This is a genomic window from Phaeobacter sp. JH20_34, assembly GCF_048056095.1.
Classification (GTDB): domain Bacteria; phylum Pseudomonadota; class Alphaproteobacteria; order Rhodobacterales; family Rhodobacteraceae; genus Phaeobacter; species Phaeobacter bryozoorum.
In genome coordinates, this window is sequence record NZ_JAYMWT010000017.1 from 1 (window position 1) to 17696 (window position 17696).

General features: G+C 57.8%; 17 protein-coding genes. 12 read left to right on the forward strand and 5 right to left on the reverse strand.

Annotation, left to right across the window (positions count from 1 at the left end; translation table 11 throughout):
- Positions 1–249 precede the first annotated feature (249 nt).
- On the reverse strand, positions 250–1374 hold the full coding sequence (locus tag VWZ81_RS13070; RefSeq protein WP_416549232.1) for an ROK family transcriptional regulator: 1125 nt from the start codon (positions 1372–1374) through the stop codon (positions 250–252).
- A gap of 55 nt (positions 1375–1429) precedes the next feature.
- Between VWZ81_RS13070 and VWZ81_RS13075 the strand changes: the two genes are divergently transcribed.
- From VWZ81_RS13075 to VWZ81_RS13110, 8 genes are all read left to right on the forward strand, one after another.
- Positions 1430–2569 carry an ABC transporter ATP-binding protein gene (locus tag VWZ81_RS13075; protein WP_416542825.1) on the forward strand — a complete coding sequence of 380 codons (1140 nt, stop codon included), beginning with the start codon at positions 1430–1432 and terminating at the stop codon, positions 2567–2569.
- Complete coding sequence (locus VWZ81_RS13080; protein ID WP_416542826.1) at positions 2566–3423, forward strand: ABC transporter permease; 858 nt, start codon at positions 2566–2568, stop codon at positions 3421–3423. The genes VWZ81_RS13075 and VWZ81_RS13080 overlap by 4 nt, the downstream gene beginning before the upstream one ends.
- Positions 3420–4247 (forward strand): ABC transporter permease, encoded by an 828-nt coding sequence (locus tag VWZ81_RS13085; RefSeq protein ID WP_416542827.1) that lies wholly within the window; start codon positions 3420–3422, stop codon positions 4245–4247. Before VWZ81_RS13080 ends, VWZ81_RS13085 begins: the two co-directional genes overlap by 4 nt.
- Positions 4248–4279: 32 nt before the next feature.
- The gene (locus VWZ81_RS13090; RefSeq protein ID WP_416542828.1) at positions 4280–5389 is read left to right on the forward strand and encodes an extracellular solute-binding protein; all 1110 of its coding nucleotides are present in this window, start codon (positions 4280–4282) and stop codon (positions 5387–5389) included.
- A gap of 194 nt (positions 5390–5583) precedes the next feature.
- Positions 5584–6648: a UDP-glucose--hexose-1-phosphate uridylyltransferase gene (locus VWZ81_RS13095; RefSeq protein ID WP_416542829.1), complete on the forward strand. Its 1065-nt coding sequence runs from the start codon at positions 5584–5586 to the stop codon at positions 6646–6648.
- A gap of 1 nt (position 6649) precedes the next feature.
- Positions 6650–7636 carry a UDP-glucose 4-epimerase GalE gene (galE, locus tag VWZ81_RS13100; RefSeq protein ID WP_416542830.1) on the forward strand — a complete coding sequence of 329 codons (987 nt, stop codon included), beginning with the start codon at positions 6650–6652 and terminating at the stop codon, positions 7634–7636.
- Positions 7629–8405 carry a DUF1868 domain-containing protein gene (locus VWZ81_RS13105; protein ID WP_416542831.1) on the forward strand — a complete coding sequence of 259 codons (777 nt, stop codon included), beginning with the start codon at positions 7629–7631 and terminating at the stop codon, positions 8403–8405. Before galE ends, VWZ81_RS13105 begins: the two co-directional genes overlap by 8 nt.
- 220 nt (positions 8406–8625) lie before the next feature.
- Positions 8626–9258 (forward strand): tyrosine-type recombinase/integrase, encoded by a 633-nt coding sequence (locus tag VWZ81_RS13110; protein ID WP_416542832.1) that lies wholly within the window; start codon positions 8626–8628, stop codon positions 9256–9258.
- 423 nt (positions 9259–9681) lie between these two features.
- On the opposite strand, the gene VWZ81_RS13115 is transcribed toward VWZ81_RS13110, so the two are convergent.
- The 4 genes from VWZ81_RS13115 to VWZ81_RS13130 form a co-directional block, all read right to left on the reverse strand.
- Positions 9682–10965, reverse strand: coding sequence for a TRAP transporter large permease (locus VWZ81_RS13115; RefSeq protein ID WP_416542840.1), 1284 nt, complete (start codon positions 10963–10965; stop codon positions 9682–9684).
- Between the two features lie 61 nt (positions 10966–11026).
- Positions 11027–11563: a TRAP transporter small permease gene (locus VWZ81_RS13120; RefSeq protein ID WP_416542833.1), complete on the reverse strand. Its 537-nt coding sequence runs from the start codon at positions 11561–11563 to the stop codon at positions 11027–11029.
- A 97-nt stretch (positions 11564–11660) separates the two neighbouring features.
- Positions 11661–12710 (reverse strand): TRAP transporter substrate-binding protein DctP, encoded by a 1050-nt coding sequence (gene dctP, locus VWZ81_RS13125; protein ID WP_416542834.1) that lies wholly within the window; start codon positions 12708–12710, stop codon positions 11661–11663.
- A gap of 21 nt (positions 12711–12731) precedes the next feature.
- The gene (locus VWZ81_RS13130; protein ID WP_416542835.1) at positions 12732–13781 is read right to left on the reverse strand and encodes a pyridoxal-phosphate dependent enzyme; all 1050 of its coding nucleotides are present in this window, start codon (positions 13779–13781) and stop codon (positions 12732–12734) included.
- A 126-nt stretch (positions 13782–13907) separates the two neighbouring features.
- Here VWZ81_RS13130 and VWZ81_RS13135 point away from each other — a divergent pair, with 126 nt between their 5' ends.
- The 4 genes from VWZ81_RS13135 (at position 13908) to VWZ81_RS13150 (ending at position 17674) form a co-directional block, all read left to right on the forward strand.
- Positions 13908–14372: an Lrp/AsnC family transcriptional regulator gene (locus VWZ81_RS13135; RefSeq protein WP_416542836.1), complete on the forward strand. Its 465-nt coding sequence runs from the start codon at positions 13908–13910 to the stop codon at positions 14370–14372.
- Positions 14373–14594: 222 nt separating this feature from the next.
- Positions 14595–15746, forward strand: a complete 1152-nt coding sequence (locus VWZ81_RS13140; protein ID WP_416542837.1) for an amidohydrolase — start codon at positions 14595–14597, stop codon at positions 15744–15746.
- Positions 15746–16909 carry a M24 family metallopeptidase gene (locus VWZ81_RS13145; RefSeq protein ID WP_416542838.1) on the forward strand — a complete coding sequence of 388 codons (1164 nt, stop codon included), beginning with the start codon at positions 15746–15748 and terminating at the stop codon, positions 16907–16909. The genes VWZ81_RS13140 and VWZ81_RS13145 overlap by 1 nt, the downstream gene beginning before the upstream one ends.
- Positions 16910–16918: 9 nt before the next feature.
- Positions 16919–17674 (forward strand): aspartate/glutamate racemase family protein, encoded by a 756-nt coding sequence (locus VWZ81_RS13150; protein ID WP_416542839.1) that lies wholly within the window; start codon positions 16919–16921, stop codon positions 17672–17674.
- The last annotated feature ends 22 nt before the right edge of the window (positions 17675–17696 follow it).

Genomic DNA, 17696 nt, shown 5'->3' on the forward strand with positions numbered 1-17696 from the left:
CTGTAGGAACATTGAGGGTGGTGCGTGGAGATTGACGCTGCAACTATTTGTTCGGCGACACGCGTCACCCGGTATGGTTGCCCCTGGGTTTCCCGGTCTTACCGAACCTTTCGGATTCTCAGTCTCCGGAAGTTGACGGCAGGCCGAAGCGGGCTCAATGAGGTCACAAAGAAATCAACGTGGGCTCCCGCGTGACTCCTGCAGCCGTATTGATAGTTTTGCTCAAGAGTAGTTCGCGGCGAGACCCGATCAGAAGACGATCGAGCCGAGCGGAAGAATTGCCGCCCCAAGTGCTGCGACATCCCCGGACAAGCTGCTCAACAGAAGCTTTGGAAACGGTGTGAACTCGCCGTAGCGGTTGGCTGAGGGCCTGTCGCACAAGGCGATCATGCTGTTTCGCAGGGTTTCAGGCGCTTCGCCCCCAAAGAAGATGGCTTCGGGGTCGGCTATCGCCCGCAGCGCCCGGATCGTCAGGTTCAGGCAGGGGGAAATGTCGCTCAGCCATTCCGCGACACCCTTCCACTCGGGATCGAATTTCCGTTGAAGTTCGCTAATTTCGGCAATGGGAATGCCGTCCTCAGCGAGACGTTTCAGGAGTTCACCAAGAGCCGGACGGTGCGGCATTTCTTCGGGCAGGAACAGGTCGGATAACTCGCCGGCGTTTCCGAACCCCCCGGTGACCAGATTCTGGTTCAGAACGATGCCGCCGCCAAATCCGAAGTTGAAAGACAGGTATGCAAAGCTGTTGAAATCCCGTCCGCCTCCACAGTGGTGTTCGGCAAGGGCGGCGCAGTTGGCGTTGTTTTCCGAATAGGCGGGCAAGTCGAGTTCGGTCGAGAAAAGATCCTCGATATCGAGCCGCGACCAGTTGTCGATCGGCAGGGGGGCGGTGTAGCGGTTCCGGTGGGTCGTGCGGTATCCCTGCATTGCGATGCCGATGCCAATTGCCTGCCGGTCCGCGAGCGGTCCATTGTCAAACCATCGCACCAGTGTCTCGCGCACTTCGCGCAGGACTGCGTCACGTTCGTTCGGCGCGGAAGACAGAACGGTGCATGCAATCTCCTGCCCGGAGAGCGTCATGGCGCGAAGGTCTACCTTGTCAGTGCGGATCGAGACACCGAGCGACGCCGTGGACATGTTGTCCAGGACAATCTGCGGACTGGGTTTGCCGCGGCCTGTCACAATCGCCTTTTCGCTTGTCAGCAGACGTTGGGCACACAAGCCTTCGACCAGCCGGTGAACCGATTGCTGGGACAATGATGTCAGTTCCGTGATCCGCGACCGTGCAATCGGCTGGTGGCGGTTCACGATCTGCATCACTTGTCGTTCGCTCGTGCCGAGTGACAGCGGATATGTGGGTATCAAGTTGTCCATGCTCCGATTATTTATTTTTTGATATCAGTGTCTTGTCGGGTTCGCAATTTCTGCATTGACAGGTTCTACATTATTATCACACATTATGAGTAATAAAAGCAAGTCGGCTGGCTGTTCGATGTCCGACTGGGAGGAAGCCGACGTGAACGCGATCGAAATTGACGGTCTGGAGATGCGGTTCGGCAGCTTTGCGGCGCTTTCAAACGTCAGTCTGACGGTAGCTCAGGGGGAATTTGTCACTCTGCTTGGGCCGTCCGGATGTGGAAAGACGACACTGCTAAAGCTGCTGTCGGGGTTCCTGAACCCCAGCAAGGGTACGATTTCCATGGCGGGACGGAACGTGACAGCAGTTTCACCCGAGGCGCGCGACACAGCCTTGTGTTTTCAGTCTTACGCGCTTTTTCCACATCTGACCGTTCGCGAAAACATCGAATTCGGCATGCGGCAGAAACGGCTACCCCGTTCAGAGAGGCAAGCGCGGCTTAACCGGGTGGCGACACAGCTGGATCTGGAACCTCAGCTGCAAAAGCTGCCCAATCAGCTTTCGGGGGGGCAACAGCAGCGCGTTGCGCTGGCGCGTGCGCTTGTGATGCAGCCAGCCGTCATTTTGTTCGACGAACCATTGTCGAACCTCGATGCCAAGTTACGCGATGCCGTCAGGTTGGAGATCCGGCGCATCCAGCGCGACAACAACCTGACAGCAATATATGTCACTCACGATCAATCCGAAGCGCTGGCAATGTCGGATCGCATCGTCGTTCTCAATGCGGGCCGCATCGAGCAGATCGGGACACCGCGCGACATCTATGATCGCCCGGAAACCAGTTTCGTCGCCGATTTCATTGGCGCGGCCAATGTGATGGACGCGGTGATCTTGGGCAAGGCTCCGGGCGGAGGAGTACGACTAGACACTCCATTGGGTGAGATGATCAGCTCTTCCGGATCGCAGCGGACGTCCGGGATGGTGAAGGTCTGTTGGCGTCCGGAAAAAGCGCAGATCGGCGGAAGCGTGCCGAACACCATTTCATTGCCGATCCGTGATCGGTCCTTTCAGGGAACCCACACCGATCTGTTTGCGCGCATCGAGGGGATCGATATCCGGCTTCAGGCCCGTGGGCATGATTTCTGCGAAGGCGACACGGTCACGTGCTCAGTACTCCCCGAACATCTTGTTGTTCTGGAGGCCGTCGAATGAAGTGGCGCAGGGGACTAACAATTACTCTGCTGCTGACGCCGGGGCTGGGGTTGATCATCACCCTGATGGGAACAGTGATCTATATGGCTATCGCCCAATCGTTCGGCCTGTTTCCTCTGTCCGGCGAGGGTGGCTTTTCCACTGAGTTCTGGGAGAAAATGATCGCACGTAAGATCTATGCGCGATCGGTCGGCTATTCCATCTATGTTGGCATTATCTCTGCCGTGGTTTCTGTCGCGCTCGCCTATCCGCTTGCCATCTGGCTCCGGCGGCCGTTTCCGGGGTCGACCGCGATCAGTGCGATCCTGAAGGCACCGCTTCTGGTACACGGGCTGGTCGCCGCATTTCTCTTCATCAACGTCATTGCCTACCACGGTATCCTTAATCAGTTCATGCAATGGACCGGCCTGTGGGATGGCCCGCGCAGGATGCAGAACGACGACGGCGCGATCGGGGTTCTTATCCTGCAGGTGTGGAAGAACATGCCCTATGCGCTTCTCATCATGGCCGGGTCCGTGCAGGCGATTTGCGACGATCTGCTTGATGCGGCGCGTGATCTTGGCTCGGGGGCATTCGCCCGGTTTCGCAAGGTGATCGCGCCGCTTTCTTTGCCGGCGATGCAGGCCTCTCTCGTCATTATCTTCATGGGGGCGGCGGCGGACTTTTCCTTTCAGGTGCTGGCGGGGCCGACAAACCAGCGCTCCATGGCGCAGCTCATGGTGTATTTCAAAGGCCTTGGGCGTTGGCATGACGCAGCGGTCGTGGGCGTGACGCTGATGGTTGTTGCGCTGATCTGTGCCGGTGCGCTGGCGCTTGCCGCGCGGCTTCTGGTCAAGGCGGGGCAGGCAAGATGACACGCGCAACCCTGAACAAGGCGCTGCTTTACGCGCTGATCATCCTCTGTTCGATCTGGTTGATCATTCCGTTCACCATGGCCGTCCTGTGGTCACTGGTCGATCCGGCAGAGCCGTGGACCGTCGACAGGCTTTTGCCCCCGGTCATGTCGTTCGCACGTTGGACTTATCTTTGGGAAAACTCGTCCCTCAAACTCGCCATGGTCAATTCCTATGTTCTGGCACCGACCGCGGCGCTGCTGGCATTGGTTCTTGCAACACCCACTGCCTTCGCCCTGGGGCGGTTGGAGTTCCCGGGCCGTGGCCTGGCGAAGATCATCGCGATTGTTCCGCTTGTCGTTCCACCTTTCGTGACGGCCGTCTTCTTTGCCGCCCTGCTTTTTCGTCTCGGTGTATCGCACTGGCGATTTGGCGGCATCGTTCTTGGGCATGTGGTGCTCTACATCCCTTACGCGATCCGCATCATGACAGTAAGTTTCGAGACTGTCCGGCAAGATCATATCGATGCTGCACGCGATCTTGGTGCGACGGCGCTGGAGCGTTGGCGCGTGGCCTATCTTCCGGCGTTGAAGCCCGGCATTCTGGCGTCGTTTCTGATCGTGTTCATCTATTCGATCGAGGAATTCGCGATCGCGTTCATCATCGGGTCGCCGAATTTCGTGACCATCCCGACCCTGCTTTTTTCCACCATGGGACAAGACTTCGTTCGCCCCAACGCGGCGGTGCTGTCGCTTATTCTGGTCGTGCCCAACGTGTTTCTGATGCTCGTGCTGGAGCGCCTCCTGAAATCCACAAATCCCGCCCTCAGCTCGGGCAAGGGGTGAACTTATTGCCTAACCAACGAGGAGGAGTTGAAATGTTGAGGAAAGTAATGGCGACCACAGCCGTGGCGCTTGCAGCATCGGTTTCCGTGGCAGCCGCTGCGGATCTCTCGCAGATGTCCTGGGGCGAGATCGTGGCTCAGGCCAAGGAAGAAGGGGAGGTCACATGGTACGTCTGGTATTTGCGTGATGAACTAAGCGGGGCGGTATCGGCCTTTGAGGAGGAGTACGGTATCAAGGTGACCATCCCTGAAGGCACAAACGGCGCAAATCAGGAAAAGTTGCTTGCCGAAAAGGACCGTGAGACAGGCGATATCGACGTGATGGCCTTTGGCGTCGATACGGTCAAGAAGTGGGACCTTGAGGGGCTGTTCTCTCCGCTCACGGTGCTTTTGCCCGATACGGATGGCCGCAGGCAAGAGGTTCTTGGGATCAATGGCGAGGGTTATGCTCTGCCCTATTGGGGCAACCAGACCGGTATCGCCTATGACCCTGAATTCGTGCCGGAAGACGCGCTGCCACAGGATGCAGGGTCTCTGGCGGCCTTTATGGAAGCCAATCCTGAGCGGTTTGGCTTCAACGCCGACAAGGGCTGGGCCGGGCGGTCATGGGTGATTTCGATCTACCGCGATCTGAGCGATGCCGATTTCGCGGATGGATCTCTTGGAGACGAACGTGTTGCCAGCCTGACGGCGGGCACTGAATGGCTTCAGTCGCATGGCGAGCAATATGTGGTCACCACGTCGAATGCCGACAGCATTACCCGGATATCCGATCGCGAACTCTGGATGGCCCCGGCCTATGAAGATCATCTTGCAGGAATGCAGAACCGCGGAGAAGCACGCAAGGAAATCCGTTTTTACATTCCGGAAATGGGCATGGCCGGCGGTGGCAATATGGTCGCGGTGCCGCAAAACGCCCCTCATCCGGCGGCGGCAGTGGTCTTTGCGAACTGGCTGACATCGGCCGAAACGCAGACGATGTTCAACCGCGATTTCGGCACCGCACCGATGCACGAGATGGCTGACGACTCAATGGCGCTCGTGCCCAACGATCAGCGCGACCGGCAGATTGGCTGGGCGCATGGCGATTTTCTGAATGTCATGATGGACCAGTTCACCGAAGAGGTGCTGCTCAACCGCTGACGAAGAACCGGTTTTGCAGGGCGCTTGCACCGCCTGCAAAACCGGCCCTTCCGCACACGGACGTGTGACTGACATCTCAAGGCTAATCGGCCTGTCGGTGTGCGGCAATACTCCCTGTCAACTGTCGCGGGGCCGGGTCCCGCGACCCTTTTCAGAACGGATCCGATGACCCGTCACCAAAGAAGCTGTATGCAATGACGAAACTGTCGCCAGAGCACTCTCAACCAGATCGACCTCACCGCCGCTTCAATCTGTTGACGGGGGATTGGGTGCTGGTCTCTCCGCAGCGGAACAACCGGCCGTGGCAAGGGGCCACCGAGGCTGTCGCGGATGGCGTTCGACTGAACCATGACCGCACATGCTATCTCTGCCCCGGCGTCACCCGCGCCACGGGGAAAACCAATCTGTCTTACACCGGCCTCTATGTCTTCCCAAACGACTTTCCCGCGCTCTTGCCGGGGCAGATGCGCCCCGACGCACCGGACGCCACCACTCACCTGTTTCAGTCGGAAAGCGTGACTGGCGAGGCGCGGGTCATATGTTTTTCCGAGCGCCACGATCTGTCGATGGCGCGCATGACAACGACCGCCATATCCGACATTATCGCGTGCTGGTCAGAACAATACGACGATTTGTCCGAACGTTATGCCTATGTCTCAATCTTCGAGAACCGGGGGGCCGCGATGGGCTGTTCGAACCCGCATCCGCACGGGCAGGTCTGGGCTACCAGCTTTGTGCCGACCGAGATCCTGAAGGAAGAGCGCCAGCAGAAGGCCTACTACCGCAGGCATAACCGCGCGCTTCTGGCCGATATTGCCGCGGCGGAAGAGACAGCGGGCGATCGCATGGTCTTTGCAACGGAGCACTGGCTTTGTCTTGTGCCGTTCTGGGCGGCATGGCCATTCGAGACGCTGCTATTGCCACGGGGACCGGCGGCACGGTTCAACGATCTGGGTCTCGCGGAACGATCCGACCTTGCCCATGCCCTGAAGCGGCTGACCACCCGCTACGACAACCTGTTCAAGACCGAATTTCCGTACTCCATGGGTTGGCATCCGGCGCCGGGAAGCGATGCGTCCGCCCCGCACTGGCGCTTGCACGCACATTTTTACCCGCCACTTCTGCGCTCTGCCTCGGTTCGCAAGTTCATGGTCGGATTCGAGCTCTTAGCCGAAAACCAACGCGATCTGACGGCTGAGCAGGCCGCCGGCATTCTGCGAGAGCAGGACGAGTGTCATTATCTCGAACGGGAGAAGTGAGATGGCCAACGGCGGGACAGTTTTGGTAACAGGCGGCGCGGGCTTCATCGGGTCGCACACAATTCTTGCCCTGGAAGAGGCCGGGTACCGGACCATTGTCTATGACAACTTTTCTGCCGGTCACGAAGACGTGTCTTTCGGCACGCATACCATCGAAGGCTGCCTCAGCGATCGCGAAAAGCTGGTCAGCGTGATGCGGGATTATCGCGTCACCGGGGTCGTGCATTTTGCGGCCCTGATCGAGGCCGGTGTTTCCGTACGCGAGCCGCTTGCGTTTTTCTGCAACAACCTGTCCGGCACGATATCACTGCTCGAAGCGATGAAAGATGCAGAGGTCGCCAAGATTGTCTTTTCATCGACCGCCGCTGTCTATGGAAATCAGCAACAGAACGGATTGCGGTACGAGGCTCTGCCCCGCGCGCCTGTCGCCCCCTATGGGTCCAGCAACGCCATGGTCGAACAGGTGCTGGAAGACTGCGCGCGGGCCCATGGTCTTCAGGCAATCGCGCTACGCTATTTCAATGTCGCCGGTGCCGACCCACTGGGCCGGAGCGGTGAACGACATGACCCGGAAACGCATCTTATCCCGCTCGTCATCAAGGCAGCCTTGGGCAGGGGCGGCCCGATCAGGGTCTTTGGCACCGATTATCCGACAGCCGATGGCACCTGCATAAGAGATTATGTCCACGTCAGCGACCTTGCCGATGCCCATGTCGCTGCATTTGCGATGCTGGTGAAGGGCAGGATGGACGGCTTCCGGGCGCTGAACCTTGGGTCCGGTCATGGTCACAGCGTGCACCAGATCGTTCGAACGGTGCAGAACGTGTCGGGGTCGAAAGTGCCCTTTTTCGATGCAGCGAGGCGCCCAGGGGATCCCGCTGAACTTGTCGCTGACCCGTCAGCGGCGCGGCGCCTGCTCGGCTGGGTTGCTTGCCGCAGCGATATCGAAACGATCGTTCATGATGCGTGGGAGTTTTTTCATGCCTGAAGGCGTAGGCGCGGGTATCGTTCTGGACAAAGACAGGATAGCCGAAAGGTTATCCGGCGTCGGCCGCTCAGCGCCCTACCCAGAAAGCATTACAGCGCCGGGCCTCGGCGGCAAGTTCACGCCCGACGGCCAGGCCCTGCCGTTTCCGGGCAATACGTTCATCTGCCACATCCCTCGGCATTCACGCTTCTTTAAGGCGTTGGGCGCAATCCAGGCCGGGGTCAAAGCACACCCGCTGGCCCGGTATTTTGCTTTCCTTCCGCCATCCAGTTTCCACATGACCGTCTTTCCGGGCGTGTGCGGTTCCCCGTTGGGTTATGACGGGTGGCCAGACGGCTTTTCACCTGAGGTCAAACTTGCGGAGATCACCGAGACGTTCATGGCCCGTCTGAACGATGTTACCGGGTTCGAAAGGGTCACTGTCAAAGCCGTCGGCCTCTACCATCCCTGTTCAATCCTCGTGAATCCGGCAGGTCCGGCACACACAGCGGCCCTGTGGAAAATGCGGGAGAAGCTGCAAGCCTTGACCGGACTCCACCGACCCGATTTCCTTCGGTATCGGTTTCATGTCACCTTGGGTTACCCTCTGTGCTGGATCCCACCGAACGATGCCGGAAGGCTTGTCGATGCTGCAGCTGACCTGTTCGCCAAGCATTTTCCGGGGCGAGCAGACCTTACACTGGGTCCCGTCGAGTTCTGCCAGTTTAAGACGATGCTCAACTTTGATCCGGTGCTTTTCATACGGAATGTCGAAGCGAGTTGGAAGTAGCTCAACCGTACTTGGCATTGATAGTGTCAATTCTACGCGCTTTGCGCCCATTTGTGCTCAGTGCAGAACCTGCTCGTTTGGGCTCCTTGCAGACCAATGCGCGCGCAGAAGACGGCCCATTTGGTTGGCTTCCCAAACGGGCGTTCAGCACTGGTTGTACACTCGCCCGGTCAGCGCGGTGCTGATGATTGGGCTTGGAGGGAGGATCGGAGGGCATATCATGCCAAGAGTCCAACTTCCCGCAGTCACCCCCAAACGCAAGGCTTGGAACAAGGGACGAATTATCGGGCAGAAACGTCCACTGCTGCCAAAACAGGTGTGGGCGATCCGTGCGCGGCTCGAACTTGCAGGCAACCTACGCGATCTTGCTTTGTTCAACGTCGCCATAGACAGCAAACTTCGAGGCTGTGATCTGGTCAAGCTAGCCGTTACGGATCTTGTCAAAGACGATCGCGTCCGCGAACGTGTTTCAGTAATCCAGAGCAAAACCAAGCGACCAGTTCAATTTGAACTGTCGGAAAATACGCGAGAAACCGTTCTGACCTGGGTTAGATCTTCGGAGATGCTTTCTTGCCTGTTCATGTTCCCTAGCCGGTTTCACAACCGACCACACATCTCAACGCGTCAGTACGGTCGACTTGTCCGCAACTGGGTGAAGGCGATTGGTTTGGAGCCGAGTGGATATGGTACACACTCGCTTCGCCGAACAAAGGCTGCCGAGATCTATCGCAAGACTGGCAACCTTCGCGCGGTGCAACTGCTCCTTGGTCACACCAAAGTTGACAGCACGGTGCGTTACCTTGGTGTCGAACTGGAAGATGCTTTGAGCATAGCCGAGCGCATCGACCTCTAACGAACCGTGGCGAACGGTCCTGCCGTTCGCCGTTTCGAAGCGGTTGTCCGTCCGTCATGCGGCGTAAGATCATTCTGAGCCCGAAGTGCTGAATGCTGCGACATGTATGAAGCGTCGGAATGTGTGGTAAACTGTCGCTTGCTCGGCTTAATTGTGACTGGCCGTTTCTACGATTGCGTTGCTTGTGATATTTCGTCGGATGTCAGGTGCGTCTGCACCTGCATAAAAAGGCTCTCCACTGTCGTTCAATTCTGCGCTCTTCATCGAGGGCCAAGTGGCTTCGCATGAGTTGACCTCAGACATTTATTTGAATGTTCGAGACCATCAAATTCGGACCCAAGTTTGATCAGTGCAAGTTCTTTGGGGTCCGTGACTGGATGCGGATGGCGATGCCCGACGGCCCGCCATCCGATTTCTTGCGTGTTAGAACGCCGCGAGATCCCTGAGGAACAAGGCGATGCCGGGGACGTAGATCAGCAGCGCTGTCATCAGCGCGAGGATCAGGAAGAATGGCAAGCTGCCCCGGATTACCTCAAGGTAGGGTCGTTTGAAGATCGCAATGGCGGTGAAGATATCGCAGCCAAAGGGCGGTGTCGCCGACCCAATCGCCATCTGCAATGTGACCATGACCCCGACCAGAACCGGATCAAGCCCGGAGGCGTCGACGATCGGCACGAAGATCGGCGTCAGGATGACCAATACGACGAGCGAGTCCACGAACATGCAGCCCACGAAAAAGCACAGCGCAATAACGATCAGAATGTATTCATCAGATGCGCCGTCGAGGTCGAGCGGTGCCAGCAACGCCTGTGGAATTTGCTCAAACGAGATATACCACGAAAACGCCTGACCCACGCCCACCAGAATGAACACGACAGCCGTGATCAGACCCGTGCTGAGCGCGGAGTCCAGAATGTCGTCAAGCTTCAACTCACGGTAGATCAGGCATTCGACGATCAGCGCGTAGAGCACCGAAAAGGCCGCCGCTTCGGTTGGGGTTACGGCACCGGAATAGATACCGCCGACGATCAGGGCCGGGAAACCCAGTGGCAGGATTGCCTTGCGAAACGCTGCGCGCCGCTCGGCTCCGGTTTTCTTTGGGACAAGGGCAATCAGATCGCCCTGCCACACGCTGTAAAAATAGCAATAAACCGAAAAGAGCAGCGCCAGCACGAGGCCCGGTCCGATCCCTGCGATGAACAACTCGCCCACACTGGTATTGGCCAAAGTGCCGTACAGGATCATCCCGATGCTGGGGGGAATAAGAAAGGCGATGTCGCTGGCATTGATGATCAGCGCCATGACAAAGCTGTCCTTGTAACCCGCCTTCAAAAGCTTGGGCCGCATGATCGACCCAACGGATACCACCGTTGCCTGAGTTGACCCAGACACCGACCCAAACAGCGTGCAGCTGATGCAGGCGGTGATCGGTAAGCCGCCCCGCCGATGCCCGACATAGGCTTCGATGAGGCCAAGAAGATTGTTGGCCGTATGTCCGCGCGCCATGATATCGGCGGCCAGAATGAACATCGGCACCGCGATAAGCGCGTTGGGTGAAATACCCGTTACCATCTGCTGAATGATGACACCGGCATCGACCTGCGAAAAATGCACAAGGCCGATCAGCGCCGCGACGGCCAGCGGAACGATCATTGGGTAGCTCAGAAAGAGCAGGACGACCATCGTCGCCACAAGCGTAAAGGTGATGATATAGGTGTCCAGCTCACCGGCAACGATATCGCCCAGAAATTCGATGATACCCGACATGTCAGACTCCAATGTCTTGCGCTTCGTCGTCTTCGACCTCGTAAGAGTGCCAGACGCCGGCGTGGGTAATATTCATGATGAAGGCGATCAGATATTGCAGGCTGGCCATGAACAGGCCGACCGGGATCACCGCATAGATTATGTAGACCGGAAATTGCAACGCCGGACTCAGACGGTTCAGGCCCTTGATCTCAAGCACATAAAGCACTGACTCATAAGCCAGAAACGCCAGCAACAGGGCGGTGGTGATCGAGATCAGCGTCAGGATCCGTTTTTTCCACCGACGGCTGAGCGTGTCATAAACCGCCGTCATGCGGATGTTGCGCCCTTTGCGAACGGCATAGGCAAACCCGACAAAGGTCACGCCAACGATCAGGAACTGGTTCAGCTCTTCGGCAAAAAACAGGCTTTTGCCAAAGGCATAGCGGCCGATGGCATTGGCGGTCGAATTTATCATCATCAGCAGAATGGACGCGATGATGACGGATTTCTCGATGAATTCGGTGCCCCTGCTCAGGGCCAACAACAGGTTCTTCATGATTTTCCCTCCCTAGGCATGTCTCCCGGCATGCTCCAAAACGAAAGGCGCGGTTCTTTTTCCAGATACCGCGCCCTCCAACAATCTTGTTAGTGGCTTACGAGGCGTCGCTGACTTCCTGAAGCAGACCTTCAAGGATACTCTTGGCACCGTCACGCGCAGCGGCCTTTTCGGCGTCGTCATAGGCATTTTCAACAACGTCGAAGAATGTCTCGTGCAGCGTGGCGCTCACGTCTTCAAATACAGCGCGCTCTTCCTCGGTGAGGACGATGACCTCGAGATCGGGGCGTTCGGCAACGATTTTTTCCATATTCGTCTGGTTGATTTCGAGCTGATAATTGTGCGCAGCTTCTTCGGCCACATTGATCGCGGTTTTCACCATCTCTTGCTGTTCAGCAGGTAAGCCATTGAACCATTCGGAGTTGGTTGAAACTGTGCCTACATAGGGCTGCTGACCTGGGAAGATCAGGAAATCCTGAACTTCGTGCCACTTGGCGTTGTAGATAAAGTAGACTGGGTTCACCATGCCATCGACAGTTTGCAGCTGGAGCGCGCCATAGACTTCGCCCCAGGACAGTGGTGTCGGGTTGGCACCAAAGGCCTTGAATGTCTCAACTGGAATGGTCGATGTGAAGGTGCGGATTTTCTGGCCTTCAAAATCTGCTGGGCTGCGAATTGCCTTGTTCGCGCCCCATGCCATTTCACCTTCCGAAATCATTGTCAGAAGCTTGAGGTTCACTTTCTCGAACTTCGCGCTCAGGTCTTCATAGATGGTCGGGCTGGTGGTCAGAACCTTGCGGATCACGTCCGTATCGCCGCCCAGAACATATGGCAGGTCCAGAACTTGGGCTTCTGGGACATAAGACCCCAGATGGCCGGTACCCACCGACACAAACTGAACCGTACCTTTTGAGGTCAGCTCGACGATGTCGTTCTCGGTGCCAAGTTGCCCGTAATAGTAGATGCGCACTTTGACGTCGCCATCAGATTGCGTCTTGATGCTTTCGGCAAAGGCCTGCGCAAAGATATCTTGGACGTCTCCCTTGTCCTCTTCCGAGGCGAATTTCCAAGTGTCTGCAACCGCAGCTGTCGACAGTCCAGCAGCAAACAGTGCCGCGAAAAGAAGCTTATTCATTGTATCTTTCATGTCTGGTTCTTTCTAGCCCGCTCAAGCGGAGCATTCTGAGATTATGACAAGGGGGGTGATGCCCTTGCGGTCTGGTTGTTCGATAAGGTCTTTGCACAAGGCGCCGTATCCAGCAGCACCCGATGGGGTCGTGGCAACACCGTGGGCGGCGAGCGCTTTGGTTGCAGCCTCGCCTTGTTCTTCGGTCAGTGTTTCATAGCGTACGCCGCAGCGTTCAAGCACGCCCCAAGCCACGACAGATGGGTCCTTGCAGTCAAGACGGCCCATGCTGGACTCGGGTCCTTCACCACGGGTCGCAACGCCCGCCAGATGGCTGGCCTTTAGGCAGGCGGCCGCAGCAGGTTCAACGACAATCAATTCGGGCTGTTCCGCCCAGTTCAGCCGGATCATATGTGCCATCGCGGCGGCCAATCCTCCGACCCCCGCCTGCAAATACACATGCGTCGGCCAGCGGCCCGAGGCCTCAAAGGCGACGCGCAGTTCTTCGGCGATGACGCAATAGCCTTCCATCACCCATTTCGGAATATCGGTGTAGCCTTCCCATGTACCGTCAGCCAAAAGAGTGGCTCCGGTCCGGTCAGCGTCGGCAATCGCTGCGGCAACGCTGTCTTCATAAACTGCTCCAAAGCGAACCACCTCGGCACCCAGCGCCTTCAGCCGGTCAGCAAAGCCCGCAGGCACGGTGTTGGCCAAATAGATACGCGCCTTGGCCCCCATCTTGCGCGCGCCAGCAGCAACCCCCATGCCGTGATTGCCAGCACTGGCACAAACAAAGGTGTGGGTCGCAGCGAAAGATTGGATGTCAGCATCGCCCATGCGTGACGGCGTAAGCGTTTCACCGGTCTTTTCTTGCCACGCGGCATCAAGAATTCGCGCAACGGCGTAAGGGGCCCCAAGCGCCTTGAATGCACCCAGTCCCATGCGCTCTGTCTCGTCCTTGGCAATAACGCTCAGCCCGTCGGAGCGTTCGAGGGTGCGAATCGGAGAGACCGCGTACTCCTCCTGTGCCTGAAAAAATTCCAGAGCGCGGGAAAAGTCGGGCGTGAATTTGAGGCTATCAGCGGATGTCATGAAATTTCCGTCCCCTTGTGTCATGAGAGGAATTTCTAGCACCGACCGACCATTCCCTTTTTTCGTATTAGACCCTAATATCGATTTTGATTTTCACGTCGGCCTCCAACAGCGCGGGTAATTTTCATGGGCATTGAACTGGACGACGCAGATTTGGCGATTCTGAGAACTCTTCAGAAAGATTGCCGAACCGGGCTTGAGCCGCTGGCCCATGAATGCAGCCTTTCAGTTCCCTCGGTGCAGCGGCGGTTGAAGCGGTTGCGGGACTCTGGCCTGATCCTCAAAGAGGTCGCCGTGCTTGATCCGTCGCAGTTCAGCTACAAGATGACATTTATCGTCCTCGTCGAACTTGATCGGGAGTCACTCCAGCAACTCGACGTGTTCCGAAAACGCGCCAAAGCCGAGCCTCAGGTCCAGCAGTGTTATTATGTGACCGGTGACGCCGATTTTATTCTCGTCTGTGTGGCGAGCGACATGCAGGATTTTGAGGCGTTGACCCAGCGGCTGTTCTTTGAGAACTCGAACGTGCGCCGGTTCCGCACGTCAGTGGCCATGGATCGCACAAAAGTCGGTCTGACACTGCCTATCTGACCCTAATGGCACTTTAGTGCAGCTCTGGTTTCTGGTGGCGGTTCAGGCGGTTCAGAAAGAAGACCGGATCGCCATGAAAACCTGTTTTTGCGGCCCGGAGTATCGGAACCGATCTGGATTTGCCGTTTACATGAGAAATTTTCTCCCAAAGAGGCCGAAACTTGATGCCGCATGCATATCACCATCGTGTATCAAAGGTCGAAACCACGTCTGGATAATGATATGAGCGATTTGGAAACACGTTTGAAAGAGCTGCGGCGAGACCTTCACCAAAACCCGGAACTGGGTTTTCAGGAGACGCGCACCAAAGCGGTTGTTGCCGAACGCCTGCGCGCGCTCGGGATCGACGTGCATGAAGGCGTGGGCGTTATCGGCGTGCTGCGGTCGGGCGGCGGCAACAAGGCAATCGCACTGCGCGCTGACATGGATGCCCTACCGATCACAGAGACTTCGGTGCATGATTACATATCAAAAGCGCCCGGAGTGATGCACGCTTGCGGCCATGACGGTCATACCACGATGCTGCTTGGCGCGGCGGAACAGCTTGCAGAGACTTTGGCGTTTGACGGTACCGTGGTTTTTCTGTTCCAGCCCAACGAAGAGCACGGTTTGGGGGCCCGCGCGATGATCGACGAAGGCGTGTTTGAACGGTTTCCGGTCGATGAAGTCTATGCCATCCACAACCTGCCCGGTGCGCCCACAGGCCAGATCTCGACCCGCGCGGGCATAATCTGCAACAGCGAAACCTTGTTTGAGATCGCAGTGAAAGGACAGGGTGGCCATGCCTCGATGCCGCAGGTGAGTGTCGATGCCATCACCGTCGGGGCCGAGATTGTTCTTGCGTTGCAGACCGTGGTCGCACGCAAAGTCGCACCAGCCTCCGGGGCGGTCGTTTCGGTGACCGAGTTCCTGACCGACGGCCAGCGCAACGTCCTGCCCGGCAACGCCACGCTCAAGGGCGATTTTCGCGCTCGCTCGCCCGAAGATCGCATGGCCATTGAAGGCTTCATGCGCCGCATTTCCGAAGGCGTCGCAGCGGCGCACGGCATTACCGCATCGGTCACGTTCGACACACAGTTTGCAGAGACCATCAATGCCGAAACACCGACCGAGGCCGTTTACCGCGCTGCCGAGACCGCAGGTTGCGAGTTGATCCGCAACCGCCCCCCCATGAGTTTTTCCGAGGATTTTGCGCAATTCTCAGCGGCCGTGCCGGGATGTTTTCTGCTGCTCGGCAATGGCGAGGCTGGGCCACATGGCCGCCCTCTCCACGCCTCGGACTATGATTTCAACGAAGCCCTGCTGCCAATCGGTGCAAACTTCTGGGTCAAGCTTGTGCAAGACCGGCTTCCCCTGCGAAAGGACCATTCATAATGACCGCTCCCGACCGAGGTTTCCCCGAACAGGAATTCGCTGCCCGCACGACAGCGGCGCAAGCGAAAATGGCCAAAGCCAATATGACTGGTCTCCTTTTGACCACCGAACCCGAGGTACGCTATTTCAGCGGGTTCCATACGCTGTTCTGGCAAAGCCCCACCCGCCCGTGGTTTCTGTTCGTCCCCGCAACAGGCAAACCTATCGCCATCATTCCTGAAATCGGTGCCGACCTCATGCGGCGCACCTGGATCGACGACATCCGCACATGGAGTGCGCCCGCCCCCGAGGATGACGGGATAAGTCTGTTGACTGAATTCCTGTCCCCGTTTGCCAAGCGCGGCGAATCCATCGGCTTGATGAAAGGGCATGAAACCCACCTGCGGATGCCGCTTGGCGACTACGAACGCCTAATGGCCGGTCTTTGCGGACTGCGGATCGCCGATGCGACCGGCCTTGTGCGCGACCTGCGGATGGTGAAATCCGAGGCCGAGATTAAAAAACTCGCACATATCTGCGCCATCGGCTCGCGCTCTTTCGCGCGGGTTCCCGAGATCGCCCATGAAGGCCAGCCGCTCGAAGACCTGTTCCGCGCGTTTCGCCGAGAAGGGCTTGCCCAAGGGGCTGACGACGTTCCCTACCTCGTCGGCGGTGCTGATACTGGCGGCTATTCTGATGTGATCTCTCCGCCGTCACGTCGCGCGTTGGCGCGGGGTGATGTCCTGATGCTGGACACCGGTGCGAACTGGGACGGGTATTACTGCGATTTTGATCGCAACTGGGCCGTAGGGCACGCCGATGACGCGTCGCGCCGTGCCTATGATGTGCTGTGGCGTGCAACCGAAGCGGGGATTGCCGCAGCGCGCCCCGGTGCAACATGCCGCGATCTTTTTCTGGCGATGCAGGGCGTAATTGCCGAAATTGACGATCAGGGCGGCCAGGTCGGGCGGCTTGGGCACGGGCTTGGCATGCAACTGACCGAATGGCCGTCACATGCTGCTTGGGACACGACCGAGATCACTGAAAACATGGTGCTGACGCTCGAACCTTCACTGAGCTATGGCAACGGCCGCATCATGGTCCACGAAGAAGATATCGTGGTGCGCGCCGCAGGTGCCCAACTTTTGACCGAGCGCGCCGCGCCCGAACTTCCTATCATCTGAGGACCTGACATGAAACTCGATTTCCAGACAGACAGCGGCATCGGCACGCGGGCCAATCTCGGGGTGGTCGTCCTTGAAACGGACGAGACGCTGGAACGGGAATTCTCCCGTATGATGGCCTTTCCCGGCGTCGCGCTCTATCACAACCGGATCGCGATGGTTCCCGAAATCCGCCCCGATACACTGGCGCGTATGGAACACGATCTACCAGCCTCCGCGCGTTTGCTGCCGCCATCGCTCAACTTCGATGCGATCGGGTTCGGTTGTACCTCGGCCTCGACCGTGATCGGGTCGGACAATGTGGCGAGGGCGGTCCAGACCGCATGCCCCAACGCGCAGGTCACCGACCCCCTAGCGGCGATCATCGCTGCGGGCAAATCTCTCGGCGTAAGGCGGCTCGGTTTCGTGACACCCTATGTCGCAGAGGTCTCGGCAAAGATGCGGCAAAAGTTAGAGGATGCCGGGTTCGAAATCGCGGGATTTGGATCGTTCGAAGAAGGCAATGATCGCGTCGTGGCGCGGATCACCGAAGCCTCCATCCTTCAGGCCATCCAAGCAGTCGCCGCCATGGCACCCTGCGACGGTGTGGTTGTCTCTTGTACGAACCTGCGGTGCCTCGACATCATCCCTGAGGCCGAGGCGAAGATCGGAGTTCCGGTCATCTCCAGCAATCAGGCGCTGGCGTGGCACATGTTGCGCATGGCCGGGATCAACGACACCAGCACCCAGTTTGGGCGGCTCTTTGAGCAAGGTCAGCTGAGTTAGAATCGTCTCCCATGGGACATCT

Bases quoted from the DNA above. Each gene is read 5' to 3' on its own strand.
- VWZ81_RS13070 (WP_416549232.1), bottom strand. From the start codon at position 1,374: ATGGACAACTTGATACCCACATATCCGCTGTCACTCGGCACGAGCGAA.
- VWZ81_RS13080 (WP_416542826.1), top strand. From the start codon at position 2,566: ATGAAGTGGCGCAGGGGACTAACAATTACTCTGCTGCTGACGCCGGGG.
- VWZ81_RS13085 (WP_416542827.1), top strand. From the start codon at position 3,420: ATGACACGCGCAACCCTGAACAAGGCGCTGCTTTACGCGCTGATCATC.
- VWZ81_RS13090 (WP_416542828.1), top strand. From the start codon at position 4,280: ATGTTGAGGAAAGTAATGGCGACCACAGCCGTGGCGCTTGCAGCATCG.
- VWZ81_RS13095 (WP_416542829.1), top strand. From the start codon at position 5,584: ATGACGAAACTGTCGCCAGAGCACTCTCAACCAGATCGACCTCACCGC.
- galE (WP_416542830.1), top strand. From the start codon at position 6,650: ATGGCCAACGGCGGGACAGTTTTGGTAACAGGCGGCGCGGGCTTCATC.
- VWZ81_RS13105 (WP_416542831.1), top strand. From the start codon at position 7,629: ATGCCTGAAGGCGTAGGCGCGGGTATCGTTCTGGACAAAGACAGGATA.
- VWZ81_RS13110 (WP_416542832.1), top strand. From the start codon at position 8,626: ATGCCAAGAGTCCAACTTCCCGCAGTCACCCCCAAACGCAAGGCTTGG.
- VWZ81_RS13120 (WP_416542833.1), bottom strand. From the start codon at position 11,563: ATGAAGAACCTGTTGTTGGCCCTGAGCAGGGGCACCGAATTCATCGAG.
- dctP (WP_416542834.1), bottom strand. From the start codon at position 12,710: ATGAAAGATACAATGAATAAGCTTCTTTTCGCGGCACTGTTTGCTGCT.
- VWZ81_RS13130 (WP_416542835.1), bottom strand. From the start codon at position 13,781: ATGACATCCGCTGATAGCCTCAAATTCACGCCCGACTTTTCCCGCGCT.
- VWZ81_RS13135 (WP_416542836.1), top strand. From the start codon at position 13,908: ATGGGCATTGAACTGGACGACGCAGATTTGGCGATTCTGAGAACTCTT.
- VWZ81_RS13140 (WP_416542837.1), top strand. From the start codon at position 14,595: ATGAGCGATTTGGAAACACGTTTGAAAGAGCTGCGGCGAGACCTTCAC.
- VWZ81_RS13145 (WP_416542838.1), top strand. From the start codon at position 15,746: ATGACCGCTCCCGACCGAGGTTTCCCCGAACAGGAATTCGCTGCCCGC.
- VWZ81_RS13150 (WP_416542839.1), top strand. From the start codon at position 16,919: ATGAAACTCGATTTCCAGACAGACAGCGGCATCGGCACGCGGGCCAAT.